We start from the raw sequence: 20,076 nt of genomic DNA on the forward strand, positions 1-20,076 counted from the left end.
GCACAGGAACTTATCAGCCAACTTCAGGGGACTCTCTCAATTTCTCGTCGAGTTTTGCTAGGTGAGGATTAATAGGGTCGCGTTGAAGACCCTCTGCCACTACTTCACTGGCTTTGGTGGTATCTTTTGAATACAAGTAAAGCCATGCCAGTCGACTAAGTTCCGTCGGAGTCGCTTCGGGTTTTCTGCTCTCCATAAGATGGGTTAGATTAGAAATCATCATGGTTCTTACTTCTGGATCGAACTGAAGAGATTGATTCCTTTGTGTGTGGGCGAAGAAACTTGCCGCATTCGCAATCTCTGAGTAGTCCGCATCAGGCATTTCCGCCAGAACAATACGAGCGTTGAGCTCCTGTGGGACGTCACCCAGCCGTTGATTTACGTAGATCAATTTGCGCCACGCTGAAACGTTAGATTCATCAAGTTCCAGGAGCCTTTCGATGCTGTCCCGCGCTCTACACCAGTCGTCCCGAGAACCCTCTAGGTAAAACTCGGCGATCCGCAGCCATGCCTCCGGGTAGCGCCCCGCGACATACTCAAGGGCTCTTATCTGAGGTTGGTAGTCCTTACCGGATTGGCGAAGAGAGGCGATCACTCTAATCATTCGTTCGATCCTGGGAAGCATCCCCTTTGAGACGTCGGTAACTTGCATTGGGCCGAACTGCTGAATCAATTGAGTGTCGGCAAGAACAAGGGGCCTGAATTGACTCACCTTGAGTTTGCTTTGGCCGAAGAATGCTGCGGTCATAGGCGTCCGCAAGAACTCGGATCCATCATCGTCCGTTAGAACCTCGATCATTGAGTAGCGTTCTAGCTGGCTAAGGGCGTCATCGACGTCCATACTCTCATTCTGAGGCCTAATTAGAGCGGCTTCCAGGGCAAGTCTAGGGACTAGAGATCGCCAGTTGCTCAGTGTCAGAAAAACACGTTGTGCTGCGGGAGATAGGACCCCGTAGGATCGTTCGAAAAGAGCCCTCAGGGAGTCTTCTTTGTTGAGAAAGAGACGCCCGACAGGAATTGCCTTACCTTCTCGTTTCGTATCTCCCAAAAGAATCTTCACGAAGTATGGATGTCCGTCAGTTTCGTCATAGAGCGAGTCGATGTATGAGACGGTCAGGAGGTTTTCGATCCCCAGCTTTCGAGAGGTTGACATCACAAGGTCCTCGAATTCCGCCCTCTTCATTCCGCGGATTTCGACGGGGAAGTCCGCTTTAAAGTCGCGCATTCGAGTAGTAATGAGGACCTTATTTGGGCATCGAACGTGAGAGTCGATGAACTGATACAGCTCAAGTGGATGTGAGGCGGTTTCGAAGTTATCGAAGACCAAGAGCAGTTTCCTGTTTTCGTCTCGCTCGGCTAGGATGCCTGCCAGATATTCGACAGCCTTAAACCCCTTAGCCTTCGCCTCGCTCGGGTTCATAAGTTCCACAAACTGTTTGGCGATGTCTTCCTTGGAAAGGACTGCCGGACGAACAGGCTTCGGACCGCTAGGAAGCAGGTCGATGTCTCGAGAACTGAACCACAGAATCGCAAAATAGTGACCAGTTTGCGCAACGCGATGAAGGACCTCCAAAGCGAGCGAAGTCTTTCCGATGCCGCCCCTTCCAACAAGAGTAACCACCGGATGTCTATCATCTTGGAGGAGGGAGAAAACCTCTGACTCCAAGTCCGGCCTCTTGATGTAGTCCTTCAGAGAGGGGGGAATGTTGGCAAATGACTTACCTTCGACTTCGAGGTCAGGATGCCCCTCCGTCTCGCTGGGTGGTAGCGAATTGGGAGGCGTCTGATACGCCTCAGCGCTTTCACGCCTCCTGGTGTCCGTGATATATGAGAGTGTTTCATAGGTCGGCCCGGTGCTTCCCTTGCCTTCCTTATATCCCCCGTTCGCCATGTAGAAGTCATGAATGTCTACGTCGCTATGAATTAGAGGAAGGCATGCGAGCCTCTCCTCAAAAGCAATGTGGATTCCATCTACGTATACGTGATCCCTTTCTGACTTAAGATATGAAAAATCGGATGAATCTCCCGAGATTACAGATAGGCGATATTTCCCTGAAATATTTCGGTGCAAATAAATCCACGGTGCAGAAAATGCTGCGCAGCCGGTCATCAGTGACAAGATGGACGCTTCGAGAAGCGGGGCCGCAGTCGAGCACTTGCGAATGGTGATGGCACCATGGCCGCGCGTCCTGTTGCGCAGAGTGGAGAAATTCCTTACCCACCACTGAAGATTTGTTTTTCGGGCGGCTTGTTCGAGATCTGAGTCGATCTCCTGGGATGCGGCACTAAGGTTGTCGATCGCTACCCTCTGCCACGAAGTCTCACCAGTCAGAAAGTTCTCGGTAAGCTCGCGAACGAGAGGTCTAGCCTCGGGAAGAATGTGGGCATTTGCTGGCCCAGAAATTACCTCTTCCAAGGCTCTCGACCATTCGCCGATACCGTCAGCTCGAACTAGCTGATACTCAACCTTGTACCTTTGTCGATCTCTATCGTTTCCTACGCTGGCTAGGATTGTCGATGTGAGGAGTTTGACCAGGAATTCCCCAAGAAGCATCAGGTCGTGAAAATATGCGACATCGGAATCTTGCTTACTCTGCTCAACTCGTTCCCACATTCGAGCAAGGATTTTAGAGTTGAAAGAAGCCGACATTGCGCTCCCTCTCAGGCCTGGATACATGCTGAATCATGGATCCTATGAGCCTGACGTCCTATCAGCAAGCCGCCGGGCAGCGGCGGTCGACAGGTGGCGTGTCCGGTGCTAGACGGAAGCGGCGGGCATGGTCTGTTAGTTGATCTTAGAATCTTGGTGAGGCGACCTGGTGAGGTGGCTACTTTATGACGCGTGATCTTCGCGGTTCTTGCCTCAGCGGCTATGCAACGTTGTCGGGCTGACAGCCTCGCAACGTGCGTTTTCTGTGGAATGAGGGGACGCCTGCCGAAGCGCGGCACGGGCGCCGGCCGGGCTGGAGCGGGGCGGAGACAGGAGCGCAGGCCCGGCCGGGGGTCGGGCCGCGCGCGGGGAGCGGAGCGAGCCGCCTTGAAACCAGTAGAGAAGGTTGTAACTCAGTTGGTCGCGTGGGGTAGCGACGACTTGCAAGACCGGCCTGATTTCAGTGAGGAAGCGGACCACAAGAAGCCGGGGCGTACTGGTCTACTGAGATTCGCGGCGTGATGTCGCGACGAGATGGACGCTGAACTGCGCGGACTTGTCTTTCTCCGGCGGCAGCATGCCGGGATCATCGGTAGCCCGGAACCAGCTTGCGGTCCCTGTCACGCGAGCCAGCGATAGGGCAGGCGGAGGATGGCGGCCACTTCCTCGGCAACGACGGCAGCGTGGGAAGGAACCCCTCCCTCGGCAAGGCCGCGGGTCAGATGCAGATGCAGCGACTGCAGGGTCGCAATCGTGTTGAACGCCCACGGAGGCACCGGACCGTAACCGCCGGCCTCCAGCGCCTTGGTCACCACGCTCAGCCACCCCGTGGCCTGCTCAGCCGACAGGCCGGGCACGAGCAGGATGCGGCCGATCGCACGGGCCAGACGGGCATCCTCCAGCTGTACATACCGGTAGTCGACCGCAGCCGTCATCCGGCGGGCACACAGCTCCAGCAACTCCGCGCACCGACCCGGCAACGCCTGCGCGAACGCCGCAGCCGCGTCGGCGCCATGCGCGACAGCGTGCAGCCAGCCCAGGGAGTCGTCCCAGCCACGGGTGTCGCTCTCAGCCGGATACCAGGCGGTGAAGGGGGCATACCAACGCTCAGCGGCGGCCTTCGGCGCGTCGCCGGGCGCTGCCACCGCGCGCGCCAGCACGCATCGCAAGACGAGCGGCGCGAACGTCCGCGCCTGTATCTCGGGATGCTTGAAGCGACCCGCGGCCGTGTCTCCAAGGTCCTCCAGGACCTCATCGAGATGGCCTTCATCTATCCAGCGCGCGGCGGCGGTATACGCCTGATCATCACGGACCTTGGGGTCAGGGGAGACCAGCATGACTGACAGCTCATCACTGAGCCGGGATGCCGGAACGCCTTCAGGAAAGGGGAAGCCCTCGGCGGTAATCGACGACCAAGCGAAATGATCCATAGGCATCGCAACACCCTAATCACGGCCCTCCGGTCAGGGAAGAGCTGCTGGTGATCTTGGAGTGCTGTCGTCGGAGGAAGACAAGTCCGCGCAGTTCAGCGTCCATCTCGTCGCGACATCACGCCGTGAATCTCAGTAACGGACTGCCGTCGGTGAATAGCCCGTGGAGAGTCGGCCCGGGAGCTCGTAGGTCAGGCATCAGCGGGCTCGGCGTGCCGTACAGCCCGCTTCGCTGCCTGTTCCACCTCATGCCGCGACATGGTCACGTCCTCGTGTGTCGCGTATACGGTCACTGCGGCCTGGAAGTCCTCGGCCGCCGTACGCCATGCCTTCCACTGCGCCTCGTACTCCTCACCAACAAGGCCGGCGAGTTGTTGACGGGCGTCTTCGGAGGAACGTTCCAGCTTGATCAATTCGTCGGGGATGTCTGCCATGGCCCGGATCTTAAGCCGCCTCCGGGACAGACCTGGGGATGTGGCTCTGGGAACGGCAAGGTCTACAGGCGCGGTGACGACGACGAGGGGCAACCGACGGGTGGACGTAGATCGACCACCGATTTGGTCGAAGTCAGGGCTCAGTGCAGGGCTTCGATGGCCTTCACGATCAGAGCGCGAGCGTCCGCGCCGTACACGGCCATGCTGCGCAACTTCTCGAACGCCTTCGCGTACAGGGCGATTTCGGAGGGCTGGGTGACGTTCACCTCGGCGGACACCAGCTCGACGGAGACGTGCTTGTCGTCGTAGAGGTGGAAGGTCTCTTCGGGCCAGTGCGTCCGGCGGATGGTCATGGGGATGACTCCGAGAGAGACGGCTGGGAGGGCGCCGGCGGTGAGGAGGTAGCCGAGTTGCGCTGCCATCGCGTCGGGGGCGGCCACCTGGGAGTGCAGGACGGCCTCCTCGATCACCACGATGAAGCGGTGTCCCTGTTCGTGAATGATGCGGGAGCGTTCGAGCCGAGCACGTGCGGCATCCGCGCTGTCGTCGATATCCAAGTCGTGAATGCCTGCGGCGATACCGAGGACAGCGAGGGCGTAGCCCTCTGTCTGTAGCAGCCCGGGGACGATGCTGGAGGAGTAGATCCTGAAGTTCTCGGTCTCGCGGGACGCCTGCATCCTGCTTTCCTGGATGTGGCGCAGTCCGGCGCGGACCTGGTCGCGCCATTGCCGGTACATCGACTCGGCGTTGATGGACTGTACGACGAGATCCTGCGCTTGTCCGTCTGACCCAGTCGCGGTGCACCACCGTCGGATGTCGTTCGCGGACGGCCCGGTGAGGGCGTTCTCGATGCGTGAGGTTTTGGAGTAGTGCCAGCCGCACGCGGCAGCCAACTGGACGACCGTCAGGCCGGCTTCCTTGCGGAGGTCGCGCAGCCGGTGGGCGACGGCTTCACGTGCGGCCTGGGCGGAGGAGGAGGGCGAGGCGGGCATGGTTTGGCTGCCGGTGCTTTCTGGTCAGTGGATCTGGTACTGGTTGTGCGGGATCGCGCGCGCCCATACGGCCTCGAAGGACTCAGCGCACAGCTTCGCGGAGGCAGGGTCCTCGGAGACCTCGTGCCCGATCATGGCCCCGTCGCCGGAGAAGTAGCCCCACCGGATCACCTGGTCGTCGAAGAGCCAGAAGTCGTTGCCTGGCAGGGCGATATCCGAGGCATGGCGGCGGGGCAACCAGCGCACCTGTTCCCCGGCGTGCACGTTGACGCCGGTGGAGGCGTGTTCGTAGCGGATGTAGTCGGAGACGGGTTCGGACACGATCCGGGCGCGGTGCACCGCAACGCCGCGCACAACGGCACGGGAGATCAGGTCCACCCAGGGTGCCCAGTCCGGCGATCCGGGGTCGGTGTCGAGACGGCCGGTCTCCAGCCATGTCCGGAAGTCCTCAGCCTCTGCGGCCACCCCGTAGTGATCTCGCATCTCAAGGTGCACAGCGGAGCGTGTGCACTCGTCCATGAGTTCAGCGATCGTCGGAACGGTCGAGGGCATCGCACGCCTCCCTGATCATGTGCACCATCCTGGCAGGGATCCGGATGACGGCCTCGTCCACCGGAATGCCGACGGCATGACCAGGTACCTCGAACGCGGCGCACTCTGCTTCGAGTTGAGGGTCGGGCTTCCATCCCTGGAAGACGAGTTCGCCCTTCTCCTGGTCGACCCACACGGTCGGTGAGTCCGCGGTCTTGGTCTCGGGATCGATCCCGATGAACCGTAGCGACATGACTGTCTCCATCCATGAGATGTGCAGTTCTTTGCGACACGCTCCGACAGATGGCGTAGCTGGTCAAGAGGACGAACTCGTCAAGATGTACGGCCAGTTGGCATGACTGCAAACATCTGCACATTGCTGGTATTGGCGTCCATCGAACTCCTAGCTTCAAGAGGAACGACGAGACCCGGCGACCTCGCGAACGGCCCCGGGCGTGGCCGACTGGGCAGGGGTCGACATGGCGAACCGCACCACCGCGGCATCCGAAGGCACTGAGCGCCGGCAAGCCGATCGCCCTGACATCACCGTCATGCGCGAGAGCGTGCAGATTCTGCTGGACCCAGACGCCGTGGCGCTGCCCCCAACGGCTGATGAGCTGGAGACGCTGACGCAGATGATCCGGGGTCACCTGGAGCTGCTCATCCCCGAGGTCGAGCAGTCCGTCAGGCGGTTGAAGAAGGAAAGCGTCCCTCGGTACTGCGCGCTTGCTTGTGTAGGTGAGGCGAGGGGGAAGCTCCGTGCCGAGCCGAACCGCAGATTCGGCGCCGAAGTCGGCTATGCCCGGCGCTTGGCACGCACCTTGAACGCTTTGTGCGACCACTACGAGAACCTCGGCGAGCGTCCGTGACCGCAGCTATCGACGACACTTCGATGCGCTCTGCCAAGTGCGCTCCGGCTGCCCAGGACGGCTACCAGGAACTGCACCCCGAATGCCGCCAGACCGAGGACATCCCACTGCCCCACGGGGTTGGCCTGGTCCTGGTACGGCGCTGTGCCTGTCCCTGCCACACGCGTATGGCGGGTGCGTTCGAGGGAGGTTGGCTCGAAGACCGATGACTGCCTCACGACGGTTCAGGAGCCCTGAGGAAGGCGAATCGATCAGGTCAGGCAGCAAGCCAGCTCAGTACCGCTGGTTGAGATACCCCAGGAACTCGTCGTGCAGGATGCCGTTCGACGCCGCCGCGTTGCCGCTGTGCGGGCCCGGGTGGCCGTCGAGGCCCGTGAAGGTGCCGCCGGCCTCGGTGACGATGATCGCGGTGGCCGCCATGTCCCAGAGGTTGAGTTCGGGTTCGGCGCAGATGTCGACCGCGCCCTCGGCGACCATCATGTAGGGCCAGAAGTCGCCGTACGCGCGCGTGCGCCACACCTCGCGGGTCAGGTCGAGGAAGCCGCCCAGGCGGCCCTGGTCCTCCCAGCCGGTGAGGGAGGAGTACGCGAAGGAGGCGTCCGTCAGCTTCGAGACCTGGGAGACGCGCAGCCGGGACGCGGAGGACAGGCTGCGGCCGGTGTAGGCGCCGTGGCCCTTCGCGGCCCACCAGCGGCGGCCGAGCGCGGGCGCGGAGACCAGGCCGACGACCGGCTGGAAGCCGCCCTCCGCCGCCTCCATCAGGGAGATCAGCGTGGCCCAGACCGGGACGCCGCGCACGTAGTTCTTGGTGCCGTCGATCGGGTCGATCACCCAGCGGCGCGGGCCGGTGCCCTCGCTGCCGTATTCCTCGCCGATGACCGCGTCGCGCGGGCGTGCGCGCTGCAGATGACCGCGGATGACTTCCTCGGCCGCCTTGTCCGCCTCGGTGACCGGAGTCATGTCCGGCTTGGTCTCGACCTTGAGATCGAGGGCCTTGAACCGCGCGGTCGTCGCGGCGTCGGCGGCGTCCGCGAGGACGTGGGCGAGGCGCAGGTCATCGTGATAGTCGGCCATGCGTGAACCGTATCTTCAGGGGTCGCGCCGGGGCTACAGGATCCGGTGGGCGAAACGGGAGGTGGGGGACCCCGGGAGACCGTCAAGGGGGAACCCTCACCGCAACCCCCGCCTCAACCTCCGCCCCAACTCCCGCGCGCAATGGCCGAAGTGCGCCCCCCTGCACCGCCGCGAACCCTTGACACTGCTCCCGTGCGCGTCAAATCTGGGCGCAGAGCCGCTCGCCCCCGGGAGGCGAATGATGCCTGCAGCGCGGGAATCCCTGCTGGACGCCGCCTATACGGCGCTGGCGCGCCGGTCGTGGTCCACCGTACGGATGGTGGACGTGGCCGCAGCCGCCGGAGTGTCCCGGCAGACGCTGTACAACGAGTTCGGGAGCAAGGAGGGGCTTGCGCGGGCGCTGGTCAGAAGGGAGGCCGACGGCTATCTCGTCGGTGTCGAGCGGGCGCTCGGGAGCCACAGCGGTGCCCGCGAGCGGCTGACCGCGACCGCCGAGTGGACCACGTCGGCGGCCCGCGAGAACGCGCTGGTACGAGCCATGCTCACCGGCTGCTGGAGCGAGCGGCTGCCCTCGCCGACCCTCTCCGCGGTGCCTTCCTCCTCCGCCGTACCGGCCCAGCGCCGGGCCGACGGGCCGCTGCCCTCACCCGGTGACTTCGTGGCCGTCGTCCGCGACCGTGCCGTGGCGGCGCTGGCCGGACCCGGGGCGGCCAAACCGGACACCGCCGACCTGGCCCGGTCCTGCGAACTCGTCGTACGGCTGGCGCTGTCCTGTGTGGCGGCACCGCCGGGGGAGGGCGGGGTCGGTGAGCTGGTGCGCGGTGCGCTGACGCCGACCCATCGGATCCTGGGGGTCTGACGGGCGGGCCGGCCTGCCTAGTGCGCGGAGCCCGACAGTTGGAGGCCGATCACGCCGATGATGACGAAGCTGATCGACACGATCTTCAGGGTCGACACCAGGTCGTCGAGGAAGATCATGCCGTAGATCGCGGTGCCGGCCGCGCCGATGCCGGTCCACACGGCGTAGGCGGGGCCCACGTCGAGTTTCTTCAGGGACAGGGTGAGCAGGCCGAAGCTGCCCAGGGCGAAGGAGCAGAAGGCGACCGTCGGCCACAGGCGCGTGAAGCCGTGCGACAGCTTCAGGCACACGGCGAACCCGGTCTCCAGAATTCCGGCCACGACAACCAGCAGCCACGCCATTGTGCTGTCCTCCCGTTTGTCCGGCTCGGTGCGATTATGCACTCACCGAACTTGAGTCCCCACAAACACGCGGTGGTCAGCCGGTGATCAGTCGCCTTCGGTTCGCTCACGGGTGGCCAGCAGCCGCCGTAGCGAATAAAGCCGCTGCGGGTCCGCGTGACCGTCCGCCACCCACTGGTCCAGCGCGCAGTCCGGCTCGTCGTGGCTGCACGCGCGCGGGCAGTTCTCCGTGCCCGGCTCCAGGTCGGGGAAGGCCTTGATGACCCGGGACGGGTCCACGTGGTGCAGGCCGAAGGAGCGGACGCCCGGGGTGTCGACGACCCAGCCGGAGTCGTCGGGCAGCGGGATCATGCGCGCCGAGGTCGTGGTGTGCCGGCCGCGGCCGGTGACGGCGTTGACGATGCCGGTGCTGCGCCGCCGCTCCAGCGAGACCAGCGCGTTCACGAGGGTCGTCTTGCCGACGCCGGAGTGGCCGACGAACGCGGTGATCTTGCCGTCCAGTTGCTTGCGGACCCGCTCCACGGCGGTGCCGTTCTCCAGCTCCTCGCGGCTCGTGACGACGTAGGGGACGCCCAACGCGCCGTACATCTCCAGGAGTTCGTCCGGTGAGGCGAGGTCCGACTTGGTCAGGACGAGCAGTGGGTCGAGGCCGCCGTCGTAGGCGGCGACCAGGCAGCGGTCGATGAGGCGCGGGCGCGGCTCGGGGTCGGCGAGGGCGGTGACGATGGCGAGCTGGTCGGCGTTGGCGACGACCACGCGCTCGTACGGGTCGTCGTCGTCGGCCGTGCGGCGCAGCACGGAGGTGCGCGGCTCGATGCGGATGATGCGGGCGAGGGTGTCCTTGTCGCCGGAGAGGTCGCCGATGATGCCGACGCGGTCCCCGACCACCGCCGCCTTCCGGCCCAGTTCGCGGGCCTTGACCGCCATCACGACGCGGTCCTCGACCAGGCAGGTCAGCCGGCCCCGGTCGACGGTGACGACCATGCCCTCGACCGCCTCCTCGTGCTTGGGGCGGATGTTCGTACGCGGCCGGTTGCCCTTGCGGTTCGGGCGCTGGCGGATGTCGTCCTCGTCGGTGTTCTTGCCGTAGCGACGCATGGCGTGTGTCCCCTACGCCCCATCGCTCCCGAGCATTCCGGCCCACAGGTCGGGGAAGTCCGGAAGGGTCTTCGCGGTCGTCGCCACGTTCTCGATCTGTACGCCCTCGACCGCGAGGCCGATGATCGCGCCCGCGGTGGCCATGCGGTGGTCCTCGTACGTGTGGAAGATCCCGCCGTGCAGGCGGCGCGGGCGGATGTGCAGACCGTCGGCGGTCTCGGTCACGTCACCGCCCAGCTCGTTGATCTCCTTGGTGAGCGCGGCCAGCCGGTCGGTCTCGTGCAGGCGCAGGTGCGAGACGCCCCGCAGGGTCGAGGGGGAGTCCGCGAGGGCGGCGACGGCCGCGATGCCGGGGGTCAGTTCGCCGACCTCGCCGAGGTCCACGTCGATGCCGTGGATCGCACCCGAACCGGTGAACTCCAGCCCGTACTCGGTCAGTTCGCAGGAACCACCCATCTCGGTGAAGATCTCCCGCAGCCGGTCACCGGGCTGGGTCGTCCGCGCCGGCCAGTCCGGTACGACGACCTTGCCGCCGGCCACGAGCGCCGCGGCGAGGAAGGGCTGGGCGTTCGACAGATCCGGCTCGACGGTCAGGTCCCGGCCGAGCAGCGCGCCCGGGGTCACCCGCCAGACGTTGGACTCGCCGCCCGACTCCGGGGTGTCCACCTGGGCACCGACCGCGCGCAGCATGTCGACCGTCATCCGGATGTGCGGCATCGAGGGGAGCGAGGAGCCGATGTGGCGGACCTCGACGCCCTGGTTGAAGCGCGGGCCGGAGAGGAGCAGGGCGGACACGAACTGCGACGACGAGGACGCGTCGATCTCCACCGGGCCGCCGTCCAGCGCGCCTCCGCCGTGCACCGTCAGGGGCAGCGCGCCCCGGCCGTCGTCGTCGATGCGGGCGCCGAGGACGCGCAGGGCGTCGATCACGCCGTGCAGGGGGCGTTCGTAGGAGCGCGGGTCGCCGTCGAAGCGGATGGGGCCGTTGGCCAGGGCGGCGACGGGGGGGAGGAAGCGCATCACGGTGCCCGCGTTGCCGACGTCCACCGTGGCCGGGCCGTGCAGGCCCGAGGGGATGACCCGCCAGAACTCTCCGGAGCCCTTCTCCGTGCCTACGCCCTCCTCGATGCCTACGCCCATCGCGCGGAGGGCGGCTGCCATCAGGAGGGTGTCCCGGGAGCGGAGGGGGCGGCGCAGCCAGCCCGGTTCGCTGGCGAGGGAGGCCAGGACGAGGGCGCGGTTGGTGACGGACTTGGACCCCGGGACGTGGACCGTCGCGTTGACGGCTCCGCGGGCGTGGGGAGCGGGCCAGAGGGCGGTGTGGTCGTTGTTCGGGGCCATGTGACCCACTGTATAAGTAGGCCGTCTTGCGGGTGCCGCGCCGTTGGGGCTGGTCGCGCCCGCGCGGCGGAGCCGCACATGGATACAGCCCCGCGCCCCTAGTGACTCGCCCCTTCGGGGCTTGTCACAGCTCCAGCAACCATCGTCCCCCGCCTATGAGCGAGCACAGTGACACCAGGTGGAACAGGAACAGCCACAAGCCCGCCGGTACGTGCGTCAGTCGCGCCAACTGGTCCGCGTCCGAGTCGCCCGCGCCGCCCCTCGACCTCTTCGCCTGGAGCTCGAACGCGGGGCGTACGCCACCCAGCAACAGGAACCACACCACCGCGTACGCGAAAGCCGCCTGGACCTGGGGGCCCGTCAGCCAGGACACGAGGAGGAAGGCCGCTCCGCTGAGGATGACCGTGAGGGCGCCGTAGGCGTTCCGGATCATGACCAGCATGGCTATGAGGAGGAGGGTGGACAGCCAGAGGAGGAGGGTGATGTGGCCGGCGCCGAGGAGGGCCGCGCCGCCCAGGCCGAGGAGCGGGGGAGCGGTGTAGCCGGCGGCTGCCGTGAGGATCATGCCGAGGCCGTGCGGCTTGCCGCGGCTGACCGTGAGGCCGCTGGTGTCGGAGTGGAGGCGGATGCCGGTGAGGGTGCGGCCGGTGAGCAGGGCCACCAGGCCGTGACCGCCCTCGTGGGCGATGGTGATGGCATTGCGGGAGAGGCGCCACAGGCCGTGCGGGACGACCACGGCCAGCGCGGCGACCATGGTGGCGATGACCACCCACAGATCGGGGTCGGGCTGACTGCCGAAGACCTCGTCCCACAGGGCGCTGAACGAGGTGATTGCGGTGCTGTCCATTGGCGGCGGAGGCTCCCGTGGTGGTCGTCGAATCTGGCAGTCTGGCACGTATGTGCGGACGGTATGCAGCGAGTCGTGGGCCCGAGGATCTCGCAGGAGTCTTTGAGATCGAGAAGTGGGAGCCCGAGGAGGTTTTGGCCCCCGACTACAACGTGGCCCCGACCAAAGAGGTCTATGCAGTCCTCGACCGTCCACTTAAGGACGCGGACAGCCCGGAGCCGGTTCGCCAGCTGCGCAAGCTCAAGTGGGGGCTCGTGCCGAGCTGGTCGAAGACGCCCGAGGGCGGGGCGCGGATGATCAACGCGCGTGCCGAGACCGTGCACGAGAAACCGTCGTACCGTCGCGCCTTCTCCACCCGGCGCTGCATCGTCCCCGCCGACGGCTACTACGAGTGGGTCACCGCCAAGGACGAACGGGAGCTGGAGGTCGAGGGCAGGAAGAAGCGGCAGCGCAAGCAGCCGTACTTCGTGCTGCCCGCCGACGGGTCGGTGTTCGCGATGGCCGGGCTGTACGAGTTCTGGCGGGACCGGACCCTGCCCGACGACCATCCGCTGGCCTGGTGGGTCACCTGCTCGGTGATCACGACCGAGGCGGAGACGACCCCGCTGGCGGTGCCCCCGGCCGAGGGGCCGCACACGCTGGCCGACATCCATCCCCGGATGCCCCTGATGCTCACCCCGGACCGCTGGGACTCCTGGCTCGACCCGTCCCGCACCGACCCGGACGACCTGCGCGAGCTGCTCGCCCCGCCGCCCGCCGGGCTGTTGCGCGCGTACCCGGTGTCCACGGCCGTGAGCAACGTCCGCAACAATGGGCCGGAGCTGCTGAAGGAGCTGGAGGGGCCCGAGGAGGGCACACTCTTCTAGCGTGAGCGAGATCATTTCCAGCGAGACCATCAAGACCATCGAGACCGATGCGGGGACCGCCCGGGTCACCTGGCACCAGGCCAAGAAGGCGCGGTTCGTCCTCGCCGTCAGTCACGGCGCCGGTGGCGGTATCGACGCCCGGGATCTGCAGGCCCTCGCCGCCGTACTTCCCGGGCACGGGGTGACCGTCGCGCTCGTCGAGCAGCCGTGGCGGGTCGCCGGGAAGAAGGTGGCGCCCGCGCCCAAGACGCTCGACGTGGGGTGGCGGGGGATCTGGGCGGCCGTCGCGCAGCCGGGGCTGCCGGTGATCTCCGGGGGCCGTAGCGCCGGAGCCCGCGTGGCCTGCCGTACGGCCGCGGAGCTGGGCGCCGCCGCCGTTCTCGCGCTGAGCTTCCCGTTGCATCCGCCGGGCAAGCCCGAGAAGTCCCGGGCCGGCGAACTGCTCGGGGCCGGAGTGCCCACGCTCGTCGTGCAGGGCGGGAACGACCCCTTCGGGAAACCGGCGGAGTTCCCGGAGGGCGACTACGAGCTGGTCGAGGTGCCGTACGCCGATCATGGGTTCGCCGTACCCAAGCGGGCGGAGATCGGGCAGGACGAGGCGCTGGAGATCATCACGGGGCGCGTGGTGGAGTGGACTCGAACACTTGGGTAAGGGGCGGGAATGCCGGGGCCCTTACCACTGTTGTGGCCGGACATAGACAGTCGTAGAAAGGAAGTCCGCCGCATGGGTTCGACCTTCTGCCCGGCCCGTAGCAGCCGCTCCGACCTGGACTGGTCGGTGCTGCGCGCGACCAAGGCCACGCCCATTGGGGCGGCGGGCGGACCGGATCGTCGTCTATCCTCCGATTCTGGTGACATCGGCTTCGGTGCCACCCGGAATCTTGAGGAGGTGGGTCCGGTTCCCGGTACCGACGCAGGGACCGAACACGGCCAGGCGGAGCAGCCCGAGGGCCAGGGCACGAGCGAGGTCACAGCGGAATCGACCTCGGAGCGCAGCGCGCGCTTCGAGCGGGACGCGCTCGAATTCCTCGACCAGATGTACTCGGCCGCGCTGCGCATGACGCGAAACCCGGCCGACGCCGAGGACCTGGTGCAGGAGACGTACGCGAAGGCGTACGCGTCCTTCCACCAGTTCCGCGAGGGCACCAACCTCAAGGCGTGGCTGTACCGGATTCTCACCAACACGTTCATCAACTCGTACCGCAAGAAGCAGCGTGAACCCCAGCGTTCCGCGGCCGAGGAGATCGAGGACTGGCAGCTCGCGCGCGCCGAGTCGCACATGTCGACCGGTCTGCGCTCCGCCGAGTCGCAGGCGCTCGACCACCTGCCCGACTCGGACGTGAAGGAAGCGCTCCAGGCGATCCCCGAGGAATTCCGCATCGCCGTCTATCTCGCGGACGTCGAGGGCTTTGCGTACAAGGAGATCGCGGACATCATGGGGACACCCATCGGTACGGTGATGTCCCGGCTGCACCGGGGCCGTCGTCAGCTGCGCGGCATGCTTGAGGACTACGCGCGTGACCGCGGACTGGTCCCGGCCGGTGCCGGAGAGTCGAACGAAGCGAAAGGCTCGGGCTCATGAGCTGCGGAGAGCCGCACGAAACGGACTGCAGTGAGGTCCTCGACCATCTCTACGAGTTCCTCGACAGCGAGATGCCGGACGTCGACCGCGCCAAGTTCAAGCAGCACTTCACGGAGTGCTCGCCGTGCCTGGAGAAGTACGGGCTCGAAGAGGCCGTGAAGAAGCTGGTCAAGCGGTGCTGCGGCCGGGACGACGTCCCGACCGACCTGCGGGCCAAGGTCCTGGGGCGGCTCGATCTGATCCGTTCCGGGCAGGCCGTGCCCGAGCACGACCTGACGGCCGCCCCCCAGGAATCCTGACCGTTTCCTGAACACGCGTCCTGAACGGGCGATCGTCACTCGAACGTGCTAATCCGCGGGTGATACGCCCGCAGCCCGCCCCCGACCGCCCTAGGCTCCTCGGCCTGGACAGGCATGGTCGGGGGAAGGGCGTCAGCCATGGAGGCGACACCGGCACGGGCACGTGCGTACGTCGTCTGTGTCGTCGCCGGCGCCCTGTGGTGCCTGCTGCCGCTGCCGACCGTCCACACACCCTGGTGGGCGGTCGCACTGCTGGCCGCGCTCTACGCCGGCTGCGAGCAGGTCGCCCGGCGCCGCTTCGCGGGCACCTTCTACCCGGTGCTGCTCGCCGCGGCCTTCCTCCTCCCGCCCCCCGCCGCCGCGCTCGTGCCGCTGCCGGGGGCGCTGTTCTCCCGCGTCGAGCAGGGCTCGCCCTGGCTGCGGCGTAGCTGGCGGGCCGCGCAGCTCGCGCTGGGCGTGTGGGCGGCGGCACGCGTGCACTGGGCGCTGGACGGGCGGAACGCCGTCGTCGCGTCCGACTTCCCGTACGCGCTGGTGCCCGCCCTGGCCGCCGTCCTCGCCTTCTGCCTGGTCCTCACCGTGCTCGACGGCGGGATTCTCGCGCTGGCCGAGCGGATGCCCGTACGACGGGCCTGGCGAGGCCTGTTCCTACGGTCCCTGGCGCCCATCGGCGTGCACGGGCTCGCCGGGCTGATGATGGCCGTCCTGTGGCGCAGCCCCTACGGCCCCGTCGCCGCGCTGCTCGTGCTGTTGCCGATGGGGGTGTCCTGGTGGGTGTTCGCCCAGTACCACCAGGAGCGCGCCGCCCATCAGGCCACCATCCGCGCCCTCGTCCAGGCCGTCGACATCAAGGACGGGTACACCCGCGGGCACAGTGAGCGGGTCGGGCAGGCGTCGATGATGATCGCGCGGGAGCTGGGCATGGACGACTCCCGCGTCGAAGTGCTGCGCTTCGCCGGCATCCTGCACGACGTCGGAAAGCTGGGCGTGCCTACGCGCCTGCTGCGCAAGGACGGGCCGCTCACTCCCGAGGAGCGGCGGGTGATCGAACTGCATCCCGAGTACGGCCACGAGATGGTGCGCGGCATCGGTTTCCTCGGGGAGGCCCGGGCGGCTGTCCTGCACCACCACGAACGGTTGGACGGGAGCGGGTATCCCTACGGGCTGCTGGGGAGTCAGATCCCGGAGTCCGCACGGGTAGTCGCCGTAGCCGACGCCTTCGACGCGATGACGTCCACGAGGTCCTACCGGAGGGCTCGGCCGGTGTCTGTCGCGCTGGAGGAGTTGTCGCGCTGTGCCGGGACGCAGTTCGACCCGTTGATGGTCCGGGCGTTGGTGCGGGCGCTGGGGCGGTGTGGATGGCATCCGGCGGTGACAGCCGACGAGGTCCAGTCATCCATTGTTTTCCCACCGAGCCCGCCCGTTTCCAGTGTGTTGAGGGGTTGACGAAATGCTCTCGCCCCGCCCCCCTCTCCTCCTCACCCTCATCCACACCTCCGCCGCCCTCCTCGCCCTGACCTCCCTCACCCTCACCCTCCGCACCGGCCTCGACGAACCCGGAGTGGCCCTCGCCTTCGGAGTACTCGTCGCCGTAGGCGAGTTGAGCCGCTGGAACGGCACGACCGGTCTCAGGGAAACCGCCCCGCTCGGCGCCGCGGGCGCCCTCTCCTACGCCCTGCTCGGCGCCGACGCCGGCCGGCCCACCCACCACGGCGTCTTCCAGACCGTCGCCGTGGTCGTGGCCGCCGCCCTCGTCGGCTGCGTGCCGCACATCGCGCGCGGCCACAGCCGTACCCCCGACCACATGGCACGGCGCGTCCTGACCGTCGGCTTCGCGGCCGTGTGCTTCCAACCCCTGTACAACCAGGGCGTGTTCAGGCACTGGGGCGGCCCCGCCTACGCCCTGCTCCTGCTCGCGCTGCTCTCCCTCACCGCGCTCTGCGACGCCGTCCTCGCCGCCGCGCTCGCGCACTCGCGGACCCGGTGGCCGTTCGGGCCGCTGCTGCGGGACGAACTGCGCGGGATGCCCGGGATCGGGTCGGCGGTGTGCGCGACCGGCGCGGTGATGGCGCTCGCGGTCGCCGTCGTGGGGCTGTGGGCGCTGCCCGTGTTCTCGCTGCCGCTGCTGCTCACCCAGCTGTCCTTCCGGCGCTACGCGGCCGTACGGGACACCTACCGGCAGACCATCGCCTCCCTCGCCCGGTCCACCGAGATAGCCGGATACACGCCTGCCGGGCACGCCCGCCGGGTCGCCGCGCTGTGCCAGGCGGTCGGGCGGGACCTGGGGCTGTCCGAGCCCGACCTCACCGTCCTGGAGTACGCAGCCCTGATGCACGACATCGGCCAGCTCAGCCTCGTCGACCCGGTACCGGCCGGCGCCACCGCCGTACTCCCGCCGGCGGAGCAGCGGCGGATAGCGCTGCTCGGCGGGGCCGTCGTACGGCAGACCGGGGTGAGTCCTCAGGTGGCGGCCGTCGTGGAGCGGCAGGCCGACCCGTGCCGGGAGCAGCCGCTGTCCGCGCGGATCGTCCGGGCCGTGAACGCGTACGAGGAGAAAACCCGGGCAGGCGGCCCGGGCGGGCCGCTCCAGGCGCTGGAGGAGCTGCGCCTCGGGACCGCCGGGGACTACGCTCCCGAGGTCGTGGAAGCACTGGCCCGGGTACTGTCCCGGGACTGTCTGACCTTGCCTTCGGCTGGGTAACCCATGGGTAATGAGCGGCGTCCCAGCCGTACGTGGTTGGATGCGAAGAAGAGGGTGTCCGGGGGCAGAGCCAGCCCACTGAACGGAACTGGCAGGCGGGAATCGTGAGGATCTTCGGCAAGGGACGGCACCGGCCCTCCGCCTCCTGGCGGCAGGCCACAGACCGCGCGTTCACGCTGATCGGCGACGGTCGGTACGAGGACGCGGGCGCGCTGCTGACGCGGGCCGCCGATCTGGAGCCCTGGCTGTCCGAGTCCTGGTTCAATCTCGCCCTTCTCCACAAGTTCCGGCACGACTGGGAGCAGGCGCGGGCGGCCGGGCTGCGGGCCGTCGCGCTGCTCGACCGGGAGGCCGGCGCGCCTGACTGGTGGAACGTGGGCATCGCGGCCACCGGGCTCCAGGACTGGCCGCTGGCACGGCGGGCCTGGCAGGCGTACGGGCTGCGGGTGCCGGGTGGGGTCACCGGGGCGGGTGAGCCGGCCGGGATGGATCTCGGCAGCGCGGCCGTACGGCTCTCTCCCGAGGGGGAGGCCGAGGTGGTGTGGGGGCGGCGGCTGGATCCCGCGCGGATCGAGGTGCTGTCGATTCCGCTTCCCTCGTCCGGGCGGCGGTGGGGTGAGGTCGTGCTCCACGACGGAGTTCCGCACGGGGAGCGGACGACTGCCGCCGGGCACTCGTACCCCGTGTTCGACGAGATCGAGTTGTGGGCGCCCTCTCCTGTGCCCACGTGGGTCGTGCTGCTGGAGGCTGCCGCCGAGGCCGACCGGGATGCGCTGGAGCAGTTGGCGGCGGACGCGGGGTTCGCGGCGGAGGACTGGTCGTCTTCGGTGCGGTTGCTGTGCCGGATGTGTTCCGAGTCCCGGATGCCTTCCGATGAGGGCGACGGGGAGCATCTTGATCCGCATGATCACAGTGAGCCGGGGCATCCTGGGCCGCTGGGGCATCGGACGGACGGGCAGTTGTGGGTGCCGGAGCGGGAGTGTGGGCTTGCGGCCCCCGCGTCGCTGGTTCGGGGGTTGTTGGACGGGTGGGTCGCCGACAGCCCTGACTCCCGGGACTGGCGGGATCTGGAAGAGGTCTGCTGAGGTCTGTGGTCGGGTGCCGCGCCGTCGTGGCTGGTCGCGCAGTTCCCCGCGCCCCTAAAAGACAGGGCGCGCTCGCGCGGCGGAGCCGCACATCGGCACAGTCCCGCGCCCCTTAAGGACAGGGCATAGACACAGGCCCCGCGTCTCTTGAAGAACTCCACGTACCCTGTATCAGCAACTTCTCCCCCTTGGTTTTCAGGAAGGCTTACGTCGGTCATGGCGCAGCAGGACACCGATCAGCAGCACGTGGGCGTGCTCCCCGTGGATGACGAGGGGTTTGTCGTCGACACCGAGGGGACCGAGGAGCGTGAGGCGGCCTGGCGGGAGCGGGGGGCCTCGCGGGCGATCACGGTCGTCGGGAATCCGGTGCTGCACAAGGAGTGCAGGGACGTCACCGACTTCGGCGCGGAACTGGAGACGCTGGTGGCCGACATGTTCGCCTCGCAGCGCACCGCCGAGGGCGTCGGCCTCGCCGCGAACCAGGTCGGCGTCGACCTGAAGGTCTTCGTCTACGACTGCATGGACGACGAGGGCAAACGGCACGTCGGTGTCGTCTGCAATCCCAAGCTCGTCGATCTGCCCGCCGACAAGCGGCATCTGGACGAGAGCAACGAGGGGTGTCTGTCCGTGCCGACCGCGTATGCGCCGCTCGCACGGCCCGACTACGCCGAGGTGACCGGGCAGGACGAGCGGGGCAACCCGATCAGGGTCCGCGGCACCGGCTACTTCGCTCGGTGTTTGCAGCACGAGACCGATCACCTCTACGGCTACCTCTACATCGACCGGCTCTCCAAGCGCGACCGCAAGGACGCGCTGCGGCAGATGGCCGAGAACGAGCCCCGTTACGCCGTGGTCGCCAACGACTGATCCGGCCGACCCCAGCGGTCGACACATCTCCCTTACGTACGGCGTCTGTTCAGGTGCAACTCCCTGACCAGGCGCCGTTCGTCTGTCCCTCGCACATTCGATCGTTTCCGTGCGTGTAATGATCCAGAATCGGTCACACAAGGGGGGATTCTCGGCACTTGGGGGTAGTGAAGGGAGCAAATCCGTTCCCAGAACGGTCAGTTGTGGTGC

The 20,076-nt window shown here is 66.9% G+C and carries 21 protein-coding genes; 10 read left to right on the plus strand and 11 right to left on the minus strand.

Going from position 1 to position 20,076, the window contains the following annotated elements; genetic code table 11:
* Positions 1-13 precede the first annotated feature (13 nt).
* From OG407_RS33805 to OG407_RS33830, 6 genes are all read right to left on the minus strand, one after another.
* The gene (locus OG407_RS33805) at positions 14-2,650 is read right to left on the minus strand and encodes an NB-ARC domain-containing protein (RefSeq protein WP_405863279.1); all 2,637 of its coding nucleotides are present in this window, start codon (positions 2,648-2,650) and stop codon (positions 14-16) included.
* 620 nt (positions 2,651-3,270) lie between these two features.
* Positions 3,271-4,080 (minus strand): DUF2785 domain-containing protein, encoded by an 810-nt coding sequence (locus tag OG407_RS33810; RefSeq protein WP_405863280.1) that lies wholly within the window; start codon positions 4,078-4,080, stop codon positions 3,271-3,273.
* Between the two features lie 191 nt (positions 4,081-4,271).
* Positions 4,272-4,514: a hypothetical protein gene (locus OG407_RS33815; protein WP_405863281.1), complete on the minus strand. Its 243-nt coding sequence runs from the start codon at positions 4,512-4,514 to the stop codon at positions 4,272-4,274.
* Positions 4,515-4,654: 140 nt separating this feature from the next.
* Positions 4,655-5,506, minus strand: coding sequence for a helix-turn-helix domain-containing protein (locus tag OG407_RS33820; RefSeq protein ID WP_405863282.1), 852 nt, complete (start codon positions 5,504-5,506; stop codon positions 4,655-4,657).
* A gap of 24 nt (positions 5,507-5,530) precedes the next feature.
* Positions 5,531-6,058: a DUF6879 family protein gene (locus OG407_RS33825; protein WP_405863283.1), complete on the minus strand. Its 528-nt coding sequence runs from the start codon at positions 6,056-6,058 to the stop codon at positions 5,531-5,533.
* Positions 6,030-6,290, minus strand: coding sequence for a hypothetical protein (locus tag OG407_RS33830; RefSeq protein WP_405863284.1), 261 nt, complete (start codon positions 6,288-6,290; stop codon positions 6,030-6,032). Before OG407_RS33830 ends, OG407_RS33825 begins: the two co-directional genes overlap by 29 nt.
* Positions 6,291-6,516: 226 nt before the next feature.
* Between OG407_RS33830 and OG407_RS33835 the strand changes: the two genes are divergently transcribed.
* Positions 6,517-6,906: a DUF6415 family natural product biosynthesis protein gene (locus OG407_RS33835; protein WP_405863285.1), complete on the plus strand. Its 390-nt coding sequence runs from the start codon at positions 6,517-6,519 to the stop codon at positions 6,904-6,906.
* 273 nt (positions 6,907-7,179) lie between these two features.
* Here the strand turns inward: OG407_RS33835 and hisN are convergent, their stop codons facing one another.
* Positions 7,180-7,980, minus strand: a complete 801-nt coding sequence (gene hisN / locus OG407_RS33840; RefSeq protein ID WP_405863286.1) for a histidinol-phosphatase — start codon at positions 7,978-7,980, stop codon at positions 7,180-7,182.
* 238 nt (positions 7,981-8,218) lie between these two features.
* Here hisN and OG407_RS33845 point away from each other — a divergent pair, with 238 nt between their 5' ends.
* On the plus strand, positions 8,219-8,839 hold the full coding sequence (locus OG407_RS33845) for a TetR/AcrR family transcriptional regulator (RefSeq protein ID WP_403591101.1): 621 nt from the start codon (positions 8,219-8,221) through the stop codon (positions 8,837-8,839).
* A 17-nt stretch (positions 8,840-8,856) separates the two neighbouring features.
* Here OG407_RS33845 and OG407_RS33850 read toward each other — a convergent pair whose 3' ends face one another.
* The 4 genes from OG407_RS33850 to OG407_RS33865 all read right to left on the minus strand — a co-directional run bounded on the left by OG407_RS33850 (position 8,857) and on the right by OG407_RS33865 (position 12,466).
* A complete protein-coding gene (locus tag OG407_RS33850; protein WP_327401410.1) occupies positions 8,857-9,180 on the minus strand; it encodes a multidrug efflux SMR transporter in 324 nt (107 codons plus the stop codon).
* Between the two features lie 87 nt (positions 9,181-9,267).
* Entirely contained in the window at positions 9,268-10,278 is a 1,011-nt protein-coding gene (gene rsgA / locus OG407_RS33855; RefSeq protein WP_318018722.1) for a ribosome small subunit-dependent GTPase A, read from the minus strand.
* Positions 10,279-10,290: 12 nt separating this feature from the next.
* A complete protein-coding gene (aroA, locus tag OG407_RS33860; RefSeq protein ID WP_405863287.1) occupies positions 10,291-11,619 on the minus strand; it encodes a 3-phosphoshikimate 1-carboxyvinyltransferase in 1,329 nt (442 codons plus the stop codon).
* Positions 11,620-11,743: 124 nt separating this feature from the next.
* Positions 11,744-12,466 carry a M50 family metallopeptidase gene (locus OG407_RS33865; protein ID WP_266861988.1) on the minus strand — a complete coding sequence of 241 codons (723 nt, stop codon included), beginning with the start codon at positions 12,464-12,466 and terminating at the stop codon, positions 11,744-11,746.
* A 50-nt stretch (positions 12,467-12,516) separates the two neighbouring features.
* Here OG407_RS33865 and OG407_RS33870 point away from each other — a divergent pair, with 50 nt between their 5' ends.
* The 8 genes from OG407_RS33870 to def all read left to right on the plus strand — a co-directional run bounded on the left by OG407_RS33870 (position 12,517) and on the right by def (position 19,866).
* Positions 12,517-13,332: an SOS response-associated peptidase gene (locus OG407_RS33870; protein ID WP_405863288.1), complete on the plus strand. Its 816-nt coding sequence runs from the start codon at positions 12,517-12,519 to the stop codon at positions 13,330-13,332.
* Position 13,333: 1 nt separating this feature from the next.
* Positions 13,334-13,984, plus strand: a complete 651-nt coding sequence (locus OG407_RS33875; protein WP_405863289.1) for an alpha/beta family hydrolase — start codon at positions 13,334-13,336, stop codon at positions 13,982-13,984.
* Between the two features lie 237 nt (positions 13,985-14,221).
* On the plus strand, positions 14,222-14,914 hold the full coding sequence (gene sigR / locus OG407_RS33880; protein ID WP_033282150.1) for an RNA polymerase sigma factor SigR: 693 nt from the start codon (positions 14,222-14,224) through the stop codon (positions 14,912-14,914).
* Positions 14,911-15,213: a mycothiol system anti-sigma-R factor gene (gene rsrA, locus OG407_RS33885; protein WP_365305148.1), complete on the plus strand. Its 303-nt coding sequence runs from the start codon at positions 14,911-14,913 to the stop codon at positions 15,211-15,213. The genes sigR and rsrA overlap by 4 nt, the downstream gene beginning before the upstream one ends.
* 138 nt (positions 15,214-15,351) lie before the next feature.
* Entirely contained in the window at positions 15,352-16,659 is a 1,308-nt protein-coding gene (locus OG407_RS33890; protein ID WP_405863290.1) for an HD-GYP domain-containing protein, read from the plus strand.
* 4 nt (positions 16,660-16,663) lie between these two features.
* Positions 16,664-17,914, plus strand: a complete 1,251-nt coding sequence (locus OG407_RS33895) for an HD-GYP domain-containing protein (protein ID WP_405863291.1) — start codon at positions 16,664-16,666, stop codon at positions 17,912-17,914.
* Between the two features lie 104 nt (positions 17,915-18,018).
* Entirely contained in the window at positions 18,019-18,999 is a 981-nt protein-coding gene (locus OG407_RS33900; protein ID WP_019058305.1) for a hypothetical protein, read from the plus strand.
* Positions 19,000-19,215: 216 nt separating this feature from the next.
* A complete protein-coding gene (gene def, locus OG407_RS33905) occupies positions 19,216-19,866 on the plus strand; it encodes a peptide deformylase (RefSeq protein ID WP_405863292.1) in 651 nt (216 codons plus the stop codon).
* Positions 19,867-20,076 lie beyond the last annotated feature (210 nt).

This window comes from Streptomyces sp. NBC_01515 (assembly GCF_045040345.1).
GTDB lineage: Bacteria > Actinomycetota > Actinomycetes > Streptomycetales > Streptomycetaceae > Streptomyces.

Bases quoted from the DNA above. Each gene is read 5' to 3' on its own strand.
- OG407_RS33805 (WP_405863279.1), bottom strand. From the start codon at position 2,650: ATGTCGGCTTCTTTCAACTCTAAAATCCTTGCTCGAATGTGGGAACGA.
- OG407_RS33810 (WP_405863280.1), bottom strand. From the start codon at position 4,080: ATGGATCATTTCGCTTGGTCGTCGATTACCGCCGAGGGCTTCCCCTTT.
- OG407_RS33815 (WP_405863281.1), bottom strand. From the start codon at position 4,514: ATGGCAGACATCCCCGACGAATTGATCAAGCTGGAACGTTCCTCCGAA.
- OG407_RS33820 (WP_405863282.1), bottom strand. From the start codon at position 5,506: ATGCCCGCCTCGCCCTCCTCCTCCGCCCAGGCCGCACGTGAAGCCGTC.
- OG407_RS33825 (WP_405863283.1), bottom strand. From the start codon at position 6,058: ATGCCCTCGACCGTTCCGACGATCGCTGAACTCATGGACGAGTGCACA.
- OG407_RS33830 (WP_405863284.1), bottom strand. From the start codon at position 6,290: ATGTCGCTACGGTTCATCGGGATCGATCCCGAGACCAAGACCGCGGAC.
- OG407_RS33835 (WP_405863285.1), top strand. From the start codon at position 6,517: ATGGCGAACCGCACCACCGCGGCATCCGAAGGCACTGAGCGCCGGCAA.
- hisN (WP_405863286.1), bottom strand. From the start codon at position 7,980: ATGGCCGACTATCACGATGACCTGCGCCTCGCCCACGTCCTCGCGGAC.
- OG407_RS33845 (WP_403591101.1), top strand. From the start codon at position 8,219: ATGATGCCTGCAGCGCGGGAATCCCTGCTGGACGCCGCCTATACGGCG.
- OG407_RS33850 (WP_327401410.1), bottom strand. From the start codon at position 9,180: ATGGCGTGGCTGCTGGTTGTCGTGGCCGGAATTCTGGAGACCGGGTTC.
- rsgA (WP_318018722.1), bottom strand. From the start codon at position 10,278: ATGCGTCGCTACGGCAAGAACACCGACGAGGACGACATCCGCCAGCGC.
- aroA (WP_405863287.1), bottom strand. From the start codon at position 11,619: ATGGCCCCGAACAACGACCACACCGCCCTCTGGCCCGCTCCCCACGCC.
- OG407_RS33865 (WP_266861988.1), bottom strand. From the start codon at position 12,466: ATGGACAGCACCGCAATCACCTCGTTCAGCGCCCTGTGGGACGAGGTC.
- OG407_RS33870 (WP_405863288.1), top strand. From the start codon at position 12,517: ATGTGCGGACGGTATGCAGCGAGTCGTGGGCCCGAGGATCTCGCAGGA.
- rsrA (WP_365305148.1), top strand. From the start codon at position 14,911: ATGAGCTGCGGAGAGCCGCACGAAACGGACTGCAGTGAGGTCCTCGAC.
- OG407_RS33890 (WP_405863290.1), top strand. From the start codon at position 15,352: ATGGAGGCGACACCGGCACGGGCACGTGCGTACGTCGTCTGTGTCGTC.
- OG407_RS33895 (WP_405863291.1), top strand. From the start codon at position 16,664: ATGCTCTCGCCCCGCCCCCCTCTCCTCCTCACCCTCATCCACACCTCC.
- def (WP_405863292.1), top strand. From the start codon at position 19,216: ATGGCGCAGCAGGACACCGATCAGCAGCACGTGGGCGTGCTCCCCGTG.